Source organism: Winogradskyella marincola, from assembly GCF_029624125.1.
GTDB classification, from domain to species: Bacteria; Bacteroidota; Bacteroidia; order Flavobacteriales; family Flavobacteriaceae; genus Winogradskyella; species Winogradskyella marincola.
The window spans coordinates 125,641-145,331 of record NZ_JARSBN010000001.1; the positions used below are offsets into that span (position 1 = coordinate 125,641).

Consider the following 19,691-nt stretch of genomic DNA (forward strand, 5'->3'; position numbering starts at 1 on the left):
TTATTGCGACTTATATTTATCTAACTTGGCTAACTCTTCTTTTATATAGTTTTGCCAATAAGCTTGAGCTTCAACAACGATTGAATGATTGGTTTGCTCATCATACATTTTCTGTGTTTTATCTAAAGCGTCATTTATTGCTTCATGAATTTGACCCATTTGTACCTTTATATTTTGGTTTACAACCAAACGCTCTAATTGTTGTCTAAACTTTCTTACGTACAGCTCAGTTATATCAAAATGCAACTGCTCGTGAGCAAGAATATAATCGTCTGCTTTTTCGGAATGATACCAAGATTTTTTAGGATAAAAATGTGCTTCTACTGTGGTAGAATATCCTACAATACGTTTTCCTCTTGTTTTTACAGAATATCCAAAAGTAATACCTGAGGCTGTTAAAGCTACTGCGTCAGAATCTGGATTTGGTGTTCCTTTAAAATCTTCCCAAGACAATTTCTGGGTGTCTTGCCACTTAATAGTTTCATCATTGTTTGTATATCCTACAAACAAAAGTAAAATTGAAATTATAAGATGATGTGCTTGCATTTATTGCCAGTTAAACGTGATATCTTTTTCGATATCTGGGTGTAAACTGTAATGTACAGGGCAAGTATTTGCTGTATGTTCTAAAATCTTTTTGGTCTTACTATCTGCTTCAAACGGAAAGTTAAGTACAACTTCTATTTTAGAGATGCGTCTGGGATTGCTAGCCATGGTTTTTGTAACTTCTGCTGTTGTACCAGACATATCTACATCCATGTCTCTGGCTTTAATTCCCATAACGGTTAACATACAACTTGCCAAACCTGTAGCAACAGTATCTGTAGGAGAAAACGCTTCTCCTTTACCATTATTGTCTGTTGGTGCATCTGTTATAAATGTACTGCCAGATTTTACATGCTCGCTTTCTGTTCTGAGATTGCCCAGATAGGTTACTTTAGAAGTCATATTTTATTAGCTTCAACAATTCTTAGGTTATCATACTTTACTATATACACAGCTTCATTTATATAACCTCCGTATAAGGATTTGGTATATCTAAACTTGTTTTCTATGTACTTGGTTTCAAAAACCTCGTTAGACGCTTCGTACAAATTATCTTCAGAAGCTAAACGCAACAAAATATCTAAAGTAACATCAAAGCCTCGAGCAGCATACTTACTTGGATATACACCAAACTCTTCTTTGTATGCCTTTATAAAACTATTAGACATAGACTCGTCATAATCCTTACGCACTGATGGGTAATGAAACTTAAGATTAGACAAGTTATTATTATCTACATCTTTACCATCGAAAGCTCTGTTCTTATCTAGAGTTACTAATATAATTTCTGTAGTGTTTGTTACTTTAGAATTAAGTAAACTTATTGCACTAGAGGCAAACGCATCATTATCTGTTTCTAAAAACACTATAGTCTTTCCTGGTATAAAAACATTTTCTAACTGAACTGGATAAATAAAGTGAGCGTCCTTTCCTGTTTTTTTATCTTTTTGAGAATAAATCTGAGATGCAGATGGAAACTCTTTTTTTAGCATTTCACTTACTGTTCTGTGAGATTGATCTGCTATGACAACAACTCTAGACTTTAGACTATCAGTTTTTATAAAATCTATCATGGCTTTTTGCAATAGCTTATCCTCTGGAATACTTTGAAACACATTTGCATAAACCTCCTTCGGTTTATTTAATGCAGCTATAACAGGAACTCTATCTCCTCTTAAACTACTAGCAACTCTGTCAAAATTCTTTTCCTGTATAGGACCAATTACAGCATCGTAATCAGAAAAATCATTATCTGCGAGTATTTGGCTAATCGTTGAAGGCTGATATTCTGTATCAAACACTTTTAGGTTTGTAGAAATACCTAATTGCTTTGCAGAATCTAAGGCCATTTTTACACCAACATGAAAATCTAAAACCAAAGACAATAGCTTATTTGTTTTTATCTCCTCCTTAGCCTCTTCTACAGAGTCTACGTCTATTCTATGAAGACGATAAGGTAACATTAAGGCTATTTTTTTTACCTTAAAATTATTAATCTTAGATTCTAACTTCGTTGTTTCTACATCTAATAAACTTGAAACTGTATCGGAAGAAGCTGGTACTTTTAAAACCATTCCGGCTTTTAATCCATTTTCCTTAAGCTCTGGATTTAAAGCCTCTAACTGCTCTTGTGTAAGACCTGTTTTTATCTTTAATCGATAGAACCCTTCTTTTGGCAACACTTCATAATAATCGTAAGCAGCATCTATAGGTTTTTCATCCTTGTCTTCAATATTAGGCACATTAAGCTCATCACCAGGTTGAAGTATAGGTTTCATCTCTGGATTTAAAGCTTCTAGTTCTTCAACAGTAATTCCAAATTTATACGCTATTCGCCACTTACCTTCTTTTGGTAGAACTGTGTACTTTTTTACCGTGTTTTTAAGGCTAACTTTAGATACAAAAGTCTTAAACTTAGGAATTCTAATCTTATCACCTTTCTTAAGATTTTCAGAATACAAAAAACGGTTCGCTTTTTTAATTTCTTCTTCTGAAACACCGTATTTTTTAGATAAGCCATAAAGTGTTTCTTTTCGTTTTACTTTATGGGTTTTATATCCTATAAGCTCTTTTGTTTCTTCATTAAGCGGCTCATTTTTAATCTTTGAGTTTGGAATAATTAAAACCGTGTTAGCTTGAAATTTAGTCTTAGCATCTGGATTTAAAGCATAAATATCAAAAGGGGTTACCAAGTATTTTTTTGCAATACTTTCTATGGTTTCTCCTTCTTTAATCTTATGCTCAATATAATTCTGAGCTGAAAGATTAAGACTTAAAACGATTACTAAAACGGTTAATAATTTCTTCATTTATTTTTATTTAGTTTTTCCTGTTTTTTAGAAACAAAATCAACTATGACGTCACTATTTTATTCCCACTCTATAGTAGCTGGTGGCTTAGAACTGATATCGTACACAACTCTGTTAACACCTTTTACTTTATTTATAATTTCATTTGAGGTTTTTTGTAAAAACTCATATGGTAAATTCACCCAATCTGCAGTCATTCCGTCTGTACTTTCTACAGCGCGTAAAGCCACACATTTCTCGTATGTACGCTCATCTCCCATAACACCAACACTATTAACTGGTAATAGTATTGCACCTGCTTGCCATACTTTATCGTACAAATTCCAAGAACGTAGATTATTAATAAAAATAGCATCTACTTCTTGTAATATACGAACTTTCTCACGAGTTAGATCTCCAAGAATACGAATTGCTAATCCTGGCCCTGGAAATGGATGACGACCTAACAATTGCGAATCCATATTCATAGAAGCACCAACACGTCTCACTTCATCTTTAAATAATGCTTTTAGAGGCTCTACTACTTTTAATTTCATAAAGTCTGGCAAACCACCAACATTATGATGACTTTTTATTGTTGCACTTGGTCCTCCTGTTGCAGAAACACTTTCTATAACATCTGGATATATGGTTCCTTGCGCCAACCATTTTACATCTTGTATAAGGTGTGCTTCATCATCAAAAACTTCAATAAACACACGACCAATGGTTTTACGTTTTTCCTCTGGATCGCTCTTTCCTGCTAAAGCATCCAAAAAGCGTGCCGAAGCATCTACTCCTTTAACGTTTAATCCCATACCTTCGTATTGATGTAGTACATCTTCGAACTCATTTTTACGAAGCAAACCGTTGTTAACGAAGATGCAATATAGGTTTTCACCAATGGCTTTATGTAATAACATTGCTGCTACAGAAGAGTCTACTCCTCCTGATAAACCAAGAACAACTTTATCGTTACCAAGTTTTTCTTTTAGGTCTTCTACAGTTTCTTCTACAAAAGCATTTGGTGTCCAATCTTGATTAACCTTAGCTATTTTTACTAAGAAATTTTGAAGCAATTGGTGACCATCTGTTGAGTGATAAACTTCTGGATGAAACTGAATTGCATAGGTATCTTCTCCTTCAATTCTGTATGCTGCGTTTTCAACATCACCTGTGCTGGCAAGTAAAACACCTCCTTCTGGTAATTTTTTAATAGTATCACTATGGCTCATCCAAACCTGGCTACCTTCATGAATATTCTCAAAGAAATCTTCTTCTGGTTTTACATAAGCTAAATTAGCTCTACCATACTCTCTGGTATTAGACTCTGCTACTTCACCACCAGAAAAATGTGCCAAGTATTGTGCACCATAGCACACTGCTAACATTGGTTTTTTTCCTCTTATTTCTGAAAGGTCTGGATGTAGCACATCTTCACCTCTAACAGAATTAGGACTTCCTGATAGAATTACAGATTTGTAACTATCTAAATCGGTTGGGATTTTATTGAATGGATGAATTTCACAATAGATATTCAACTCTCTAACTCGGCGTGCAATAAGCTGTGTGTACTGCGATCCGAAATCTAAAATAAGGACTTTGTTGTGTTGCATGTGCAAAAATAACAAATGTGCTCACATTGAAGATTTGAGTTGTTAACTTTTTTAGATATTTTTTTAACAACTTTCGTTATAACGTTATTACTGCAAATTCTCCTTTTAAAGGTTGTAGATATTTCTTTAATTCCGAAATTAAAGTATCGCCGTATTCCAGATACAATTCTGAAAAATTTGTATTTCGTTCTTGCAGGCTTTGCCCAGGAAATAACTGTTCTTGCAGATCTGTACAACGTGCTATTTCATCTGCTAGTTTTTTCTTTTGTGCTTTAAGCAAACGTTTTTCAAGATGTTTTAATCCTTTTATTTGTTTAACCTCTTGTGCTTTTACAGCTCCTAAAAAGGATTTATCGGTTTGCTCTGCTAATTGTTGTAAATCAACAAATTGCTGTTCTAAATGCTTTATTTGCTCAGAAAAATCAATATCTATATTCGAGATTTTTCTAACCTTTTTATTGATAAAAGAACTTCTTTTTAAAAACAAATCAGCATCCGAAATATTAAGCTTTTCTAATTTCTCGGCTTGCTTTTTAGTTTTCACTAAAGCTGAATTACGAAGCAACAACATAGGAAATGTAACTTCTTGTGTTTCAAAATTAGATTTTAACTGTAACCAGTAAATCATTTCTCCTCCTCCACCTATATAGCATAGATTTGGAAGAATAACTTCTTGATATAAAGGTCGCATTATTACATTTGGCGAGAAACGTTCTGGATATTCATTAAGATGTGCTACCAGCTCTTCTTTACTCCACTGAAATTGTGAATCTAAAACTGAATACACACCATCTGACTCAACAATACGCTCACGCAAACCTTCGTGGATGTAAAACAAATTAATCTCTCTGGGATTTACCTGAATTTTTAATCCAAGATCCTCTAAGGTTTTATTAGTTTCTGTAACTGTTTTAAAAGAAGGTTGCTCTATCAGTTCTTTTTGCATTTGTGGTATAAACAAACGCTTAAGCTCTCTATCATCTGCATCTATAATTACCAATCCATAAGCTCCAAACAACTCATTGGCTAAGTATCGTGTAGCATCTGCTAAATTATTATGGTTAATGTAAGCGTTTTTAAACCAAACCTTTAGTTGTTCTGCAAATTTACCTGAACCAAATTCTGCCGCAACAACCTCATATACATCCACTAAGCCTTTTGTATTAAAATGGCCAACAGCTCCTGTTTGGTTAGAGTTCCACTGTACTTTTTTGCCTTTATGGTTAAAAAAATTAATCTCTTCAAAATCGTGATCTTCAGAAGCCATCCAATACACTGGCACAAAATTATAATCTGGATACTCAGATTTTAATTCCTCTGTTAAATTGATAGTTGAAATAATTTTATACAGAAAGTATAAAGGTCCTGTAAATAAATTTAACTGATGACCAGTGGTTATTGTAAAAGTCTTTTTAGACTTTAAGCTTTCTAAATTATTTAAAGTTAACTCTGAAGTTTCAATATTAGAATATTGATTTTTTAACACTTCAAAAAGTACCTGCCGACTAGATTCTGAAACATGTTTAGAGAGGCTCTTTTCTTCTATCTGAGCTTTAAAATTTTCTAAAGTTGGAAAACGATTATATAAGGGTTTTAGCTTAGGTGCTTGATCTAAATAGTCGCAAATAAAATCAGAAAAATATCCTGTTGCTCTAAACGGAATACAGTCAGTTGGCATACATATAATAATTAAGGCATAAAGATAAACTACTTCTGTTTTTTTAACTGCTAATTTTTAGTTAATTCAACTCCACTAACTATCTTTACTAGCTATCAAACAAAAAACATCATATTTAATGCGAAAATTCCTTTTAGCAATGTTGGTCGTAATGAGTAGTTTAAACTTAATAACGGCACAAAAAATTCAATCTCCAAGTACGTTTTTAGGCTACGATATTGGCACGCAATTTAGCAGACATCATCAAGTTGTAGACTATTTTCAATCTGTTGCCAAAGCCGCACCAAGCAACGTAAAATTAGATCAATATGGCACCACAAACGAGCGTAGAGATCTTGTATTGGCTTACATTTCTTCTGAAGAAAATATAAAAAATCTTGAAACCATACGCGAAAACAATCTAAAGAACACAGGACTTTTAGAAGGCGAAGCAACTAATACTGATGTTGCCATTGTTTGGTTAAGCTATAATGTACATGGTAACGAAGCGTCGAGCTCTGAAGCTGCTATGCTAACATTATATAAACTGCTCACAGAACGAAAAGATTTATTAGAAAACACTGTAGTTATTTTAGATCCAGATATTAATCCAGATGGTAGAGACAGGTATGTTAATTGGTATAACGAAACTGCCAGCACACCATACGATATAGATCAGCAAGCCAGCGAACACAAAGAACCTTGGCCAGGCGGACGACCAAACCATTATTTATTTGACCTTAACAGAGATTGGGCTTGGGCAACACAAGTTGAAACACAACAACGCTTAAAGGTTTACAACAAATGGATGCCTCATATTCATGTCGATTTTCATGAGCAAGGCCCTAATGAACCTTATTATTTTGCACCAGCAGCAGAGCCTTTTCATGAGATTATTAGCGATTGGCAACGCGATTTTCAGACGCAAATTGGTCAAAATCATGCTAAATATTTTGATGCAGAAGGTTGGTTATTCTTCACCAGAGAACGTTTTGATTTGTTCTACCCAAGTTACGGAGATACCTATCCAACATATATGGGAGCTATTGGCATGACCTACGAACAAGGCGGTCATGGCATGTCTGGTTTAGGAATTTTAAATGACGAAGGTCATAAGCTTACTCTAGTAGAGCGTTTAACGCATCATACTGTTACAGGACTATCAACGGTTGAAATTGCTTCAAAAAATGCAAAACAAATAAATACCGAGTTCGCTAAATTTTTTGATAATAGCGATTTAAAATATAAAAGCTATGTGCTTAATGGTAACGTGGACAAATTAAATAGTCTGAAAAACTTATTAAATAAGCACGAGATTAAATTTGAAAACGCTAACAGCGGAAAAGTTTCTGGATATAATTATACAACAGGCAAACAAGGTAATATGTCTGTTGATAATAATTCTCTCGTAATCCACACCAATCAACCAAAAGGAAAAATGGTTAAGGTGTTGTTTGAGCCTAACGCCAAACTAAATGACTCATTAACTTATGATATTACAGCTTGGTCTGTACCATATGCATTCGGTTTAGATGCCATTGCCAGCACATCTAAAATCAGTAGTTCTAAAACTTACGAAGGTAAAATGCCAACTGTGCTTTCTAAAGCTTATGGCTACGTAAGCAAATGGAATTCGTTAAAAGACGCTCAATTTTTAGCAGATTTACTGAAGCATAATTTTAAAGTTAGATTTACTGAAAAACCATTCTCTTCTAATGGTGAAAGTTTTGATCGAGGTTCTTTAATTATAACTAAGGGAGACAACAAGCACATTAATGATTTTCTTGAAACACTAAATCAAATTAAACAAAAACATAAGCAAGAACTATATCAAATCAATTCAGGATTTTCTGAAACCACACCAGATATTGGTTCGCCAGACATTAAACTTGTAAACAAACAAAAAGTCGCTGTACTATCTGGAAAAGGTACATCATCTTTAAGTTATGGCGAAATTTGGCATTTCTTTGAACAGCAATTACACTACCCTTTAACATCTATAAACATAGACGATTTAGGCAGAACCAACCTCAACAAATACAATGTTCTTATTATTCCAAACGGTTATTATGGCAGTGTACTTAATGAGAATAATATGAAGAAAATTAATGATTGGGTACAAGCTGGCGGAAAAGTTATTGCCATTGATGGTGCACTTAGAAGTTTTGCTGGTAAAGATGGTTTTAGCTTAAAATATAAGCCTTCTGATAATCTCGTTAGTGACGACAATCTAACTCCTTACGCTGAGCGCGAACGCGAGTACACCAACAGCCTTATTACAGGAGCAATTTTTAAAACCAAAGTAGACAACACACACCCAATGGCTTTTGGGTATACCAAAGAATATTTTACACTAAAATTAGGAAGCTCTGCTTACAGTCTTTTAGATAGTGGTTATAATGTGGCACACCTTAACAATACTAAAGTTTATTCTGGTTTTGCTGGTAAAGATGCATTAGCTAATTTAGAAAACACACTAGTCTTTGGAGAAGAACCTAAAGGTAACGGTAGCTTTATCTATTTTGTAGACAACACTCTATTTAGAAGTTTCTGGGAAAACGGAAAATTATTCTTAGTGAACTCCGTTTTCTTTGTGAATAATAATGCTTACGAACTTTAAAACAAATCAATCAAAATACATTATGAAACCAATTAAATCCTTACTTCTAAGTTTATTCGTTTTAGTAGCTTTTTATGGCTGCAAACAAAACGAAACCAAAGAAACCACACCAGAGTTTAAAGTCGATTTTGAAAAATTCACTTTAGATAATGGTTTACAAGTTATACTGCATGTAGATCGATCAGATCCTGTTGCTGCTGTTGCTTTAACAGCGCATGTTGGTTCTGCCAGAGAAAAAGAAAACAGAACTGGTTTTGCGCATTTATTTGAGCACCTTTTATTTTTAGAATCCGAAAATTTAGGCAAAGGTGGCTTAGACCAAATGAGTGCCAGAATAGGTGGTTCTGGTGCTAATGGCTCTACCAATAGAGATCGCACCAATTATTTTCAAACGGTACCAAAAGATGCTTTAGAAAAAATGATTTGGGCAGAAGCCGATAAACTCGGTTTCTTCATCAACACTGTTACCGATCCTGTTTTAGCCAAAGAAAAGCAAGTGGTTAAAAACGAAAAGCGCCAAAGTGTAGACAACAGGCCATATGGTCATACTTTTTCTGTAATTAACAGCAACCTTTATCCTGAAGGTCATCCTTACAGTTGGGAAGTTATTGGTTCTTTAGAAGACTTACAAAATGCTACTTTGGCAGATGTTAAAGAGTTTTACAGACGTTGGTACACACCAAACAATACAACTTTAACTATCGCTGGTGATATTGATGTAGAACAGACCAAAGCATGGGTTAAAAAATATTTTGATGAAATTCCACGAGGCGAAGACATTCCTAAAATGGAAAAGCAACCTATAAACCTCAAAAACTCTAAACGCTTATATTATGAAGATAATTTTGCGCGCCTTCCTAGCCTAACCTTAACTTGGCCTGGAGTACCTGAGTACGATAAAGATTCGTATGCATTAAGTGTTTTAACAGACTACCTTTCTAATGGAAAAAAAGCTCCATTAAACAAAGTACTTATTGACGACCAAAAGCTTACAGACGATGTATCCTTTTACCAATACAATTCTGAAATTGCTGGTCAGATAATGCTGAATGTGACAGCCTTCGATCAAGTAGATCTTAATTCTGTTGCCAAAGCTATGCAAGAAGGTTTTAAAGATTTTGAATTAAATGGTATCTCAGACGCAGACTTAAATCGTATTAAAGCTGGTCAAGAAACCGAATTCTACCAAGGTCTATCAAGTGTTCTTGGCAAAGGATTTCAGTTAGCACAATATGAAATTTTTGCTGGTGATCCAGGCTTTATTAACCAAGATGTTAAAAACATTCTTGCCGTAACTAAAGAGGATGTTATGCGAGTTTACAACACCTACATTAAAGACAAAAACTACATCGCTACCAGTTTTGTTCCAAAAGGACAAAAAAACCTGATATTAGACAATTCGCAATTAGCAAATGTTGTTGAAGAAAAAATTATCGAAGGCGCAGAAGAAACCTTTGATGCTAGTATCGCTGCTACTTACGAAAAAACACCAAGTAGTTTCGACAGAAGTGTTGAGCCTCCTTATGGCGAAAGTCCTGAGTTAAATATTCCAACCGTTTGGAAGAAAGAACTAACGTCTGGAATTAAAGTTTTTGGTATTGAAAACAATGAAGTGCCTCTGGTAGAATTTGAAATTCAGATTGAAGGTGGATTAATGCTTGAAGACATTAACAAAACAGGAGTTTCTAACCTTATGGCCAGCCTTATAACTAAAGGTACTAAGAACAAAACACCTGAAGCGTTAGAAAATGCTATTGAAAGTCTTGGAGCCAATATATATGCTTATGCCACATCAGAAAATATTGTAATTGCAGGATATACCTTGTCTAAACACTTTGATGCAACGATGGACTTAGTAACCGAAATTTTACTAGAACCACGTTGGGACGAGACCGAATTTGAGTTATTAAAACAAAGTACCATTAGCAATATTCAAAGACAACAAGCTATTCCAAATAGTATTGCGTACAGTCAATTTGCAAAATTACTATATGGTGAGGATAATATTTTAGCTTATAATAGCAGCGGAACAGAGAGCTCTGTAAAAAGCATCTCTATTTCAGATTTAGAAAATTATTACAACACCAACCTTACGCCAAAGCTTACCAAGATTCATGTTGTAGGAGCTATTTCAGAAGCTAATGTTGTTAAGGCTTTAAGCAAAATTGACAGCACTTGGGAGCCAAAAGATGTTGCAATTCCTGAATTAGCAATGCCTTTATATCCTGAAAAATCAACTGTGTATTTTTATGATGTACCAGGTGCAAAACAATCTGTTATTAGATTTGGATATCCTGCCTTAAAAGCTACACACAAAGATTATTATCCTGCATCAGTAATGAATTACCGTTTAGGAGGAGGTAGTTTTGCCTCTCAGCTAACGCAAGAATTAAGAGAAAGCAAAGGCTACACTTATGGCATCCGTTCTCGTTTTGATGGCTCTGCAAATAAGGGCGAATTTGTAATAAGTAGTGGTGTGCGCAGTAATGTAACTTATGAGTCTGCTGCTTTGGTTAAAGAAATTCTTGAAAATTATGGAGTTAATTACAACGAAGAAGATCTGGAAGTCACTAAAGGTTTCACTATAAAAAGTACTGCAAGAGCATTTGAAACTTTAGGTGCTAAGCTCAACATGCTTACCAATATTAGTAATTATGGTTATAACGACAACTACGCAAAACAACAGGAAGAGCTGGTAAAATCGTTAACAATTGAAGATGTTAAGCTATTGGTTGAAAAATACATTAAGCCTAACCAAATGATCTACCTCATCGTTGGTGATGCAGAAACACAATTAGATAAGTTGGAAGCTCTAGGTTTTGGGAAGCCTGTGTTGTTAAATTAAGACATTAGAATAATGAAAACAGGTTTAATTCTCGTTGTTTTTTTGTTTCAATCACTTAGTGCCTTTGCTTGTTTATTTGCCAAACAGCATAAGTTATTTCCTGTCGGAATCAATAATGACAATATTGTTTTTATTGAAACGCATATATACCGAGCAGAAGATATCAGTAAAAAAGATAAAGAGAGAAACACCTTAAAAATAAAGTGGGAGATTAAAACTTATATTTCAATTTATAATAAGTCACAGGATCTCATATCTAAAACTGAAATTGACGATTCAGAAATTAAGGGAGACTCATATATACAACTCTTAAAAACGTCATATGCTAAAGGTTTATTTCAAATTGAGTCATTATATCCGAACTTAGACCATTTTACAGCAGAATATCTTTCATTTTGCGATTATCAAAAAAAATGTGAACGATTAGAAATACAGCACGACTCATTAAACAAAAAAGATACTTTTAAGTACAAGAAACAGGATTTTAATGTAAAATTACCTTCTAATAAGAATGATGAGGAAAGTGATACATTTACAGGAGACCTTTCTGCTTATTTTTTGAATTCCATACGAGTTTATAAAACAAAAGATTTAGAGCTCGTTATTGGACATTTGGCTACAGGTCATGAAGTTTCCATGGGTTGGATTACCGATAACCCTAAAAATAAGTCTAATGAGTCAGGTGATCCAATACATGAGGCCAAACCTTATGATCCAGATTTTGAATTCAAAGAATTACATGTACCTGTTTATCAAGAACCCATAATGCATCATGGTTATGGATTCGATCTATTTATTGTTAAAGATTAATTTTTAATTAAAATATTATGAAACTCGGAGCATTTTCAGTTAGTCTTGCTGTAAAGGACATTAAAGCTTCAAAAGCATTTTACGAAACCCTAGGATTTAAGGTTTTTGCTGGTGATTTAGATAAAAATTACCTCATCATGAAAAATGAATCTACCTTAATTGGTTTGTTTCAAGGTATGTTTGAAAACAATATACTCACCTTTAATCCTGGTTGGGACCAAGATGCTAACACTTTAGAAACATATAGTGATGTTAGAGACATTCAAAAACATCTAAAATCTAACAATATTGCTTTAACTTCTGAAGCTGATGAATCTACAACAGGACCTGCGAGTTTAGTGGTTTTAGATCCTGATGGTAATGCTATTTTGATAGATCAGCATATTTAACATTGTATGTTCAATATAGTTTCAGACATCAGTTTGAGTGATTTTTCAATTAGGTAAAAAAATTGTATCGAGAACAACTTAACTAAATGCTTCTCGATACAATTCTTTAACTATGTTTAGGTATCTTCAATTAAAATATATTTTGATCTCGATAATCTCGGAATCCCTCGAAGTGACGAATTCAATAAAAATTAAAAAATGAACTGGGACGACGCATTAAAAATTTACGATGATATTGTAGAAGCCTGCAATGGTTTTGAGCGCAAAGGCAAAAAGATGATTTACACTTCATCTAATGGTTATATGTTTACTTTATTGAATAAAGCTGGCGAAATTGGCATTCGGTTGCCAAAAGAAGAAGCGGCAAAGTTTATGGAAACCTTTAATACTGGTCACTATTATTCTTATGGAGCAAAAATGAAAGATTATGTTTTAGTACCAGAGTCGCTTTGGGAAAACACACCTTTGATGGTAGAATACTTTGAGCAGAGTTTTGCTTTTGTGAATAGTTTACCTAGCAAATAACCATTTTATACTACTCTTCTTTTTTAATTAAAAAGTATTTTTTGTTTCAAAAAAACGTACAATCTGCTTTTCTTTTATGAGTGAATCAGTGTATGCAATAATTGCCTCTGAAGTTAGCTGAGGACTCTCTATTTGCAATGACCTAAGCGTGCCATCATTTTTTGGTGCAATAAGTATTGTTTTTCCAAAATTGAGATTGAATAATCTTGTATTTATAATAGCATAAGATTCACCTTCTGCTGTATCAAAAGCAAAGTAATCTATAGTATTGCTTTTTGTCTTAACAAAGCCTTGCCCAACATAGTCTGGATGATTGCGAGATATGGCTATACTTTTATTTAAATTATAATTTTCGGTATCTAATGTATCTGTAAGTACTAAAAGATGAAAAAATACCTTATCAGCCTTATCATCTAACCTTTCTTGGTTTATTTCGTTTTTTGCGACAAAGAAACTATTCATCACAATAGTTTTCTCTCCTACTTTAAAATCCTCATTTTTATTACCTAAACCTTTAAAACTTCCTTCTCCTAAAAGTTCATATTTAGGCACAGGAAAAACACCAATCTCAAAAGGGCCAAGTTCTCCAATACCAATGAGTTGTTTATCGCTATTAAACATCTCATTATCCCAAGTTGTTGAATCGTTTCTGTTGCTTAAATACTGTTCTCTGTTTTGTTGGTTCCAAGTTGTATTAACTTCATTGCTTTCTGCCTTAGAAGTTTTATTCATATTGCTACAGCTAATTATGATTACGTATAAAATTGGTAATACTTTTTTCATATAGAAGTGATTTTATCTATTTCTCGTTTTAAACTCTATTAAATATGGCTTTAAAGGCCTATTGTCTGGTGTCCTAAAGTTATTAGTTATAAATATTTGATAGGTTTTGTTGGGTTCTAACTCAACAGGAATTGTCCAAGACCTATTGTCTTTTTCCCATTTTCTACCATTTAAAGTTCCTTTGGGAAATGCATCGCGTCCTAATTCTCCCAAATCTACACTCGTACGATAACCATCTAAAGCCTCAGAAAATCTTATGGTAATGGCTTTTATTTTAGGATTAACATTTTGACTCTTATTCTCAAATTGTTCAATACCTATTACTGTTGGTCGTTTACTTTCAAAATTTTGTTCTAGCTCTTCTAAGGGCATTGAGAAATAATCAGATTTTTTGATAAACTCCTCTATTTCTGATTCGTTTTCGTAATCCAATTCAATCATAGTTTTGATAGCTGCTTGTTTATCATCAGCTTGCTTATAATAATTTTCACAAATTTGATAGCCAACATAGTAGCCTAAATCTCGCATACCAAACTCGTTTGTATCATTACTATTTAACCATTTGCCAAAATTTGCGACGTAAAACATTTCGGCTTCAAAGACTTCTCTAATTCGTTTAGCATTCTTTTTTCCGAATTCTATTTGTGGATTAGGTGATGGTTGATTGAGAGCTTTTACTGTTACAAACTCTGCGACACCTTCATAAATAGCTGAAGACAATAAGTTATACACGCTCTGCCTTTGTTGTGTATGTACAAACTCGTGAACATTTAAAAACACTAAATTTTTAAAAGGATTTGTAGAAAAATAGGTTTTTAAATGTGCTAGGCTTTCAGGAAATTCACTTGTTATGGTATTAGTATCTGCCATAGCTAATTCAGAGCCAATAAGCACCAAACTATCTATTATTGTACCTGGTGTACGAAATGCCCCAATACAAAAATAGATTTTTGCAGGTTGCAATTGAGGATAGATGGTTTTCAGTTTTTCGATACCATCTTGTAATTGTGTCCCAATATTAGTTGCCTCTACTGTATTTTTTCTAATTGAATTCCAAAATTTGGGATAGCTATTTATGGCATCAATGTAATCTTTTGCTGTATAATTCCTTACTTGCCTTATACCTTCTAAGCCAACAGTTCCTTTTTTAAAGTATAAACTATCTAAGTACTTATACTGCAACACAGAATCTTGGGTTTTGATGATTTGGTCGTAAGCATTCCAGAAGTTAGTAATGTCTGTTGTGATGACATTGTTTAGTTGTTGCTTTTCATCTGAAATATTTTTGCAAGCTGATAACAGCATTAAACTTACTGCTAGAACAATAATTAATTGTCTCATTAAATTGTCTTTAAATCATTAAACTTTATTCAAAATAGTTATTAGGCCTTATTTTGGGATCGTTAATTTGTAGTGTAGATCTTATCCATTTCCTTAGAAATTTCCATAGCTTCCTCTATAACTTCTTTCGGGTAATCATTTATCTCTAGAATTTTAATAGCATTTCTATTTTTTAGTTTACCTTCTTTTAACTTGTAATCAAATCCAACCGTATTTTCATTAACAGTTTCGCTAAAATGATATAATTCATATTGATTTAAAAGCATATCTGTCAACTCAATATCGTGCGTTGACACCAATACCTTATTACCGTTTCTTGCTAAAGCTGATAGTACAGACTTACCTGCTGCAATACGCTCTACAGTATTCGTTCCTTTAAAAATTTCGTCTAATAAAAATAAATTGTTTCCATCTTGACTTATGCTCAATAACTCTTTAATCGTCAAAACTTCCTCAAAATAATAGCTCTTGTCATTAAGCAAATCATCACTAATTCTAATTGCCGAAAATATTTTAAGCAATGGAAATGTCATTGCTTTTGCAAAACAGGTATTAATCGTTAATCCTGTAATAATATTAAGTCCTAATGCTCTTATAAACGTTGTTTTGCCAGACATATTAGAGCCTGTTAACAATACAGATTTTTCAGACAGATGAACATCATTAGTTACACAATTAAAAACCAAAGGATGACTCATTTCTTTTGCTATTATTTGGTTTTCTGCATTGATGTTAGGTAAACAATAAGTATTTAATCCTTCTCTTAACGAAGCTATAGAAATCAACATATCTATATGACCTACAAATTGAAAGACATCATGTATGTGATTTCTTTTAGTGTTTAATCTTTTGAGAACACCAAATAACAAAAGTGGTTCTAATAAAAACATTGTTTTAACAATCTCAAACACAAACCATAGAATGATTTCCAATTCACCTTGAAGTTTGGCTTCTAACTGAAAAAAGCGCATCCTACTTTTAACCTCATTGATAATTGCCATAGACTTTGGCAAATCTGTACTTAGCTTTTTAAACTGGTCATTAACATACAAATGAGAGGCTACACTATTGAGTTTTAAAAGTTCTGGAATAGAACCCACATACTCAACAATATTCTTTTTATTCCAATAATGAAGTATAAAATTAACGCAAAACACAGCCAATAACACCATGAAAAACATGGGATTAAAAAAGGCTAACACCAACGATATCAAACTTGTAAATGACAATAATTTTATAACGAAAAACCATTTTGGAGGATGTAAATGTTCTTCTTGAAAAAGTGTACTTACATAATAAGCTTCTTTCCGATTTAATTTATCAAGCCTTTTTTGAACTGATAATCTAAAATCAGAATCCTCAGTAATTTTTTTAATCAGCGTTTCGTTTAAACTAGCTTTATTTTCATTTACTACTATTGTACGAAGTTGATTATAAAGATATTGCTGACCTACTTTGGAATGCGTGCGATCTAGTAAAATGAACAAGTCCTCAAAGTCTAAATCATTACAGGTTTTATCTGATAAAACCTGAAAATCTTCTGAATGGTCCTTATTCCTGAAATATTTTTGAATGTAATCAAAGTCAAAAGCATCATCCTTTAGCTTTCCGAATGATGCTTTCAATTTATTAGTTGTTTCTTTTTTACTATTAAATTTTAGTTTTGAAAACGAAAATTTAATTTGATACAAAATGTCTTTTACCATAAAATATATGTGCAATCTATCTATTAAATGTTACAAGACACTTTCTAAATTTAGAATTGAATTTCAGCATTTTACTAATTTAAGATAGATTTTTATTCTAAATCCTTTATTTTTAAGTAATAACAAAAATCAAAAAAGCTAGAATTGAATAAAATACTATTAGAAACAATTCTAGCTTATGTTTTAATATAAATTTCAATTATTTGATAATAAATTTTTTAACCACTGTCCCTCTATCAAAATTGATTCTTAGGATATAAATACCACTAGCAAAACCGATTGTAGGTATAGTACTTTCTTTACCTCTCTCTATTTCCATTCCTGAAATTGAATACATCGTATAATCTTGAAGTTGTAAACTATAATCTGAAATGATTTCTAGAGCATCAGTTGAAGTAATAACTTTTACTGTATTTGACAATTCAAATTCATCTATACTCAAAGCGTCTTCAGTAACCGGATTAAATCCTGTCCATAAAGCTCCAGGATCAGTAACATAAGCTCCCATTGTGCCTGCTGGAATGTGTAAGTGAATAGTACTGCGAGTCTGATTAAAAGTATCTGAGTTGACTGAACCACTTGTAGTGATTGTTGGTGGTACTGTACCTTGGCAATAAACATCTGTAATCGCATTTGTACCACCCATTCCGCCAAAAGCAATGACTCCTATATCGGTAACACTCGCAGGTATAGTTATGTCATTTAGAGGACAAAAACGAAAAGAATAGTCTCCAATAGTAGTAAGATTATTCCCTAACACAAGATTCGTCAAGTTTTGACTATTAGAAAAGGCACCATCGTCAATGTTAATAACACTATCGGGAATTGTAAGCGTTGTTATATTATTGATAGAGAATGCACTTACTCCGATGTAGGTAATTGTATTTGGTAAAGTTACACTCGTTAAATTATTAGGATCATTTATATTATTGGAAGCAAAAGCATTATTTCCTATTTCAGTAACAGTATATGTTATCATCCCATTAGGTATTGTAGCAGGAATATTTACATCAGTACCTCCAGAAAGATTATAGTCTACTGCCTTAACAGTACTATTCGCCACCGAAATTACCTGATAAGTAATATAGTCATAAACATAAGTATCACCTACATTTAAATTTTCAGTAACCGTATTAAAACCTGTCCAGAGAGCACCAGCATCCGTAACATAAGCTCCTGTTGTGCCTGCTGGGATTATTAGATCTATATCTCCACGGTCTTGAGTTTGGGTATCATAAAAAGTGTCATTTTGATTGTTTGCAGTTGTAATGGTAGGTGGTACGGTTGCTAACACTGTAACAGAGGTTAAACCATTATTACCTCTAAATGCACCACTACCAAGACTGGTAACACTACTAGGTATTGTAAGCCCTGTTAATTGGTTATTTCCAAAGGCATAATCACCAATAGTTTGTAAGTTACTAGGTAAAACTACTGAGGTTAAATTAGTATTGTTAAAGGCTCCTTGCTCAATACTTGTTACTGTATTTGGTATACTTACATTAGTTATAGGCGAACTACTAAGGGCGTTACTGCCAAGACTGGTAACGTTGTATGTTGTACCACCATTTGTAACAGTATCTGGAATATCAACATTAATATTATTTATTGTACTACCTGTTGTTAATGAAACGGTTGTAGCAGAGGTAACAGTAAATTGCAAATTATTACCATAGCTATCTGTAGCAGTAAACGTTTGCGAATAACACATCGCAACCATAAATAAAGTGATTAAAAAAAGTACTTGTTTTTTCATAATAAAATTGGTTTAAGGTTATGGTAAATTTGATTTGTTTTTAATAATTCATTGAAATTAAGTTTCCATTTAAGCTATATCGAAATCTAAAGGTTGTCCCTCCGTTTTCTGGTTGAAGATTAACAAAGTATTCTGCTTTAGAGACATCTCCATTGTCTGGAAAAAAAACACTTGCTGTACTTAAAGTTGGATTTTCAAGCTTCTTTTCCATCTTTAGTTTTTCTACGGATTTCTCAACCAAACCACCTAGTGTAGATAAGTTTAGGATTTCTCCTAGTTGAAACATATAATCTGAGGCTTTAGTTCCAGTAGGAACTTCAATAGTGATATCTGAATTTTGTTGCCAAGTGTCTTGAGTAAGATTCCATTGTCCCATTTTTAAAGATTCTGGGGCTTCAGTAACGGTAACACCTACTATATTTCCTATAGATTGATTATATGTTATGGAAAGGTCTGTATAGTAAGCATTCTTACCAAACTTGCTAACGAGCTCGTTTTCTATCTCTGTAAAGCCAACTTTTGTAGCTGGTTGATTACTTGTTGAGCCTCCACAAGAAGTCATAAGTTTCATTATAACAATAAGGACAAAAAATAAGCCTAGACTGTTGATTTTTGGGGTCTTGTTTTTCATTCTATTTAGATTTAATAGAATAAATGTATGCTTCAATAGTGAAGAAAGAAATACCGAAATTATTTCTAATATCTATGAATCAATAAGCGTGATGTTTTAGAGAATATTCGTAAAAATGAGAATTTTACCTAACAAAAAGTTCTCGATACATCCCGACGTTTATGTCGGGACACCTGTC

15 protein-coding genes are annotated in these 19,691 nt (G+C 33.1%); 5 read left to right on the forward strand and 10 right to left on the reverse strand.

From position 1 onward, the window contains the following. From P7122_RS00640 to bshC, 5 genes are all read right to left on the reverse strand, one after another. Nucleotides 1-546, reverse strand: a complete 546-nt coding sequence (locus P7122_RS00640) for a DUF922 domain-containing protein (RefSeq protein ID WP_278003854.1) — start codon at nt 544-546, stop codon at nt 1-3. Beyond that, a complete protein-coding gene (locus tag P7122_RS00645) occupies nt 547-948 on the reverse strand; it encodes an OsmC family protein (RefSeq protein WP_278003855.1) in 402 nt (133 codons plus the stop codon). Beyond that, nucleotides 945-2,855: a PBP1 and LysM peptidoglycan-binding domain-containing protein gene (locus P7122_RS00650; RefSeq protein ID WP_278003856.1), complete on the reverse strand. Its 1,911-nt coding sequence runs from the start codon at nt 2,853-2,855 to the stop codon at nt 945-947. Before P7122_RS00650 ends, P7122_RS00645 begins: the two co-directional genes overlap by 4 nt. A gap of 59 nt (nt 2,856-2,914) precedes the next feature. Next, entirely contained in the window at nt 2,915-4,450 is a 1,536-nt protein-coding gene (gene guaA, locus P7122_RS00655) for a glutamine-hydrolyzing GMP synthase (protein ID WP_278003857.1), read from the reverse strand. 76 nt (nt 4,451-4,526) lie between these two features. Further along, the gene (gene bshC / locus P7122_RS00660; protein ID WP_278003858.1) at nt 4,527-6,128 is read right to left on the reverse strand and encodes a bacillithiol biosynthesis cysteine-adding enzyme BshC; all 1,602 of its coding nucleotides are present in this window, start codon (nt 6,126-6,128) and stop codon (nt 4,527-4,529) included. A gap of 118 nt (nt 6,129-6,246) precedes the next feature. Between bshC and P7122_RS00665 the strand changes: the two genes are divergently transcribed. The 5 genes from P7122_RS00665 to P7122_RS00685 all read left to right on the forward strand — a co-directional run bounded on the left by P7122_RS00665 (nt 6,247) and on the right by P7122_RS00685 (nt 13,296). Further along, nucleotides 6,247-8,727, forward strand: a complete 2,481-nt coding sequence (locus P7122_RS00665; RefSeq protein ID WP_278003859.1) for a M14 family metallopeptidase — start codon at nt 6,247-6,249, stop codon at nt 8,725-8,727. A 22-nt stretch (nt 8,728-8,749) separates the two neighbouring features. Further along, nucleotides 8,750-11,572, forward strand: coding sequence for a M16 family metallopeptidase (locus P7122_RS00670; RefSeq protein WP_278003860.1), 2,823 nt, complete (start codon nt 8,750-8,752; stop codon nt 11,570-11,572). 12 nt (nt 11,573-11,584) lie between these two features. Beyond that, the gene (locus P7122_RS00675; protein WP_278003861.1) at nt 11,585-12,382 is read left to right on the forward strand and encodes a hypothetical protein; all 798 of its coding nucleotides are present in this window, start codon (nt 11,585-11,587) and stop codon (nt 12,380-12,382) included. Nucleotides 12,383-12,399: 17 nt separating this feature from the next. Then, nucleotides 12,400-12,771, forward strand: a complete 372-nt coding sequence (locus P7122_RS00680; RefSeq protein WP_278003862.1) for a VOC family protein — start codon at nt 12,400-12,402, stop codon at nt 12,769-12,771. 198 nt (nt 12,772-12,969) lie between these two features. Then, complete coding sequence (locus tag P7122_RS00685; RefSeq protein ID WP_278003863.1) at nt 12,970-13,296, forward strand: hypothetical protein; 327 nt, start codon at nt 12,970-12,972, stop codon at nt 13,294-13,296. 27 nt (nt 13,297-13,323) lie between these two features. Here the strand turns inward: P7122_RS00685 and P7122_RS00690 are convergent, their stop codons facing one another. The 5 genes from P7122_RS00690 to P7122_RS00710 all read right to left on the reverse strand — a co-directional run bounded on the left by P7122_RS00690 (nt 13,324) and on the right by P7122_RS00710 (nt 19,513). After that, nucleotides 13,324-14,079: a hypothetical protein gene (locus P7122_RS00690; protein WP_278003864.1), complete on the reverse strand. Its 756-nt coding sequence runs from the start codon at nt 14,077-14,079 to the stop codon at nt 13,324-13,326. Nucleotides 14,080-14,091: 12 nt separating this feature from the next. Next, nucleotides 14,092-15,420: a gliding motility protein GldB-related protein gene (locus P7122_RS00695; protein ID WP_278003865.1), complete on the reverse strand. Its 1,329-nt coding sequence runs from the start codon at nt 15,418-15,420 to the stop codon at nt 14,092-14,094. Between the two features lie 62 nt (nt 15,421-15,482). Then, the gene (locus tag P7122_RS00700) at nt 15,483-17,045 is read right to left on the reverse strand and encodes a MutS-related protein (RefSeq protein ID WP_278003866.1); all 1,563 of its coding nucleotides are present in this window, start codon (nt 17,043-17,045) and stop codon (nt 15,483-15,485) included. 280 nt (nt 17,046-17,325) lie between these two features. Further along, the gene (locus P7122_RS00705) at nt 17,326-18,882 is read right to left on the reverse strand and encodes a leucine-rich repeat domain-containing protein (protein ID WP_278003867.1); all 1,557 of its coding nucleotides are present in this window, start codon (nt 18,880-18,882) and stop codon (nt 17,326-17,328) included. A 40-nt stretch (nt 18,883-18,922) separates the two neighbouring features. Further along, a complete protein-coding gene (locus P7122_RS00710) occupies nt 18,923-19,513 on the reverse strand; it encodes a hypothetical protein (protein ID WP_278003868.1) in 591 nt (196 codons plus the stop codon). Between the last annotated feature and the right edge of the window lie 178 nt (nt 19,514-19,691).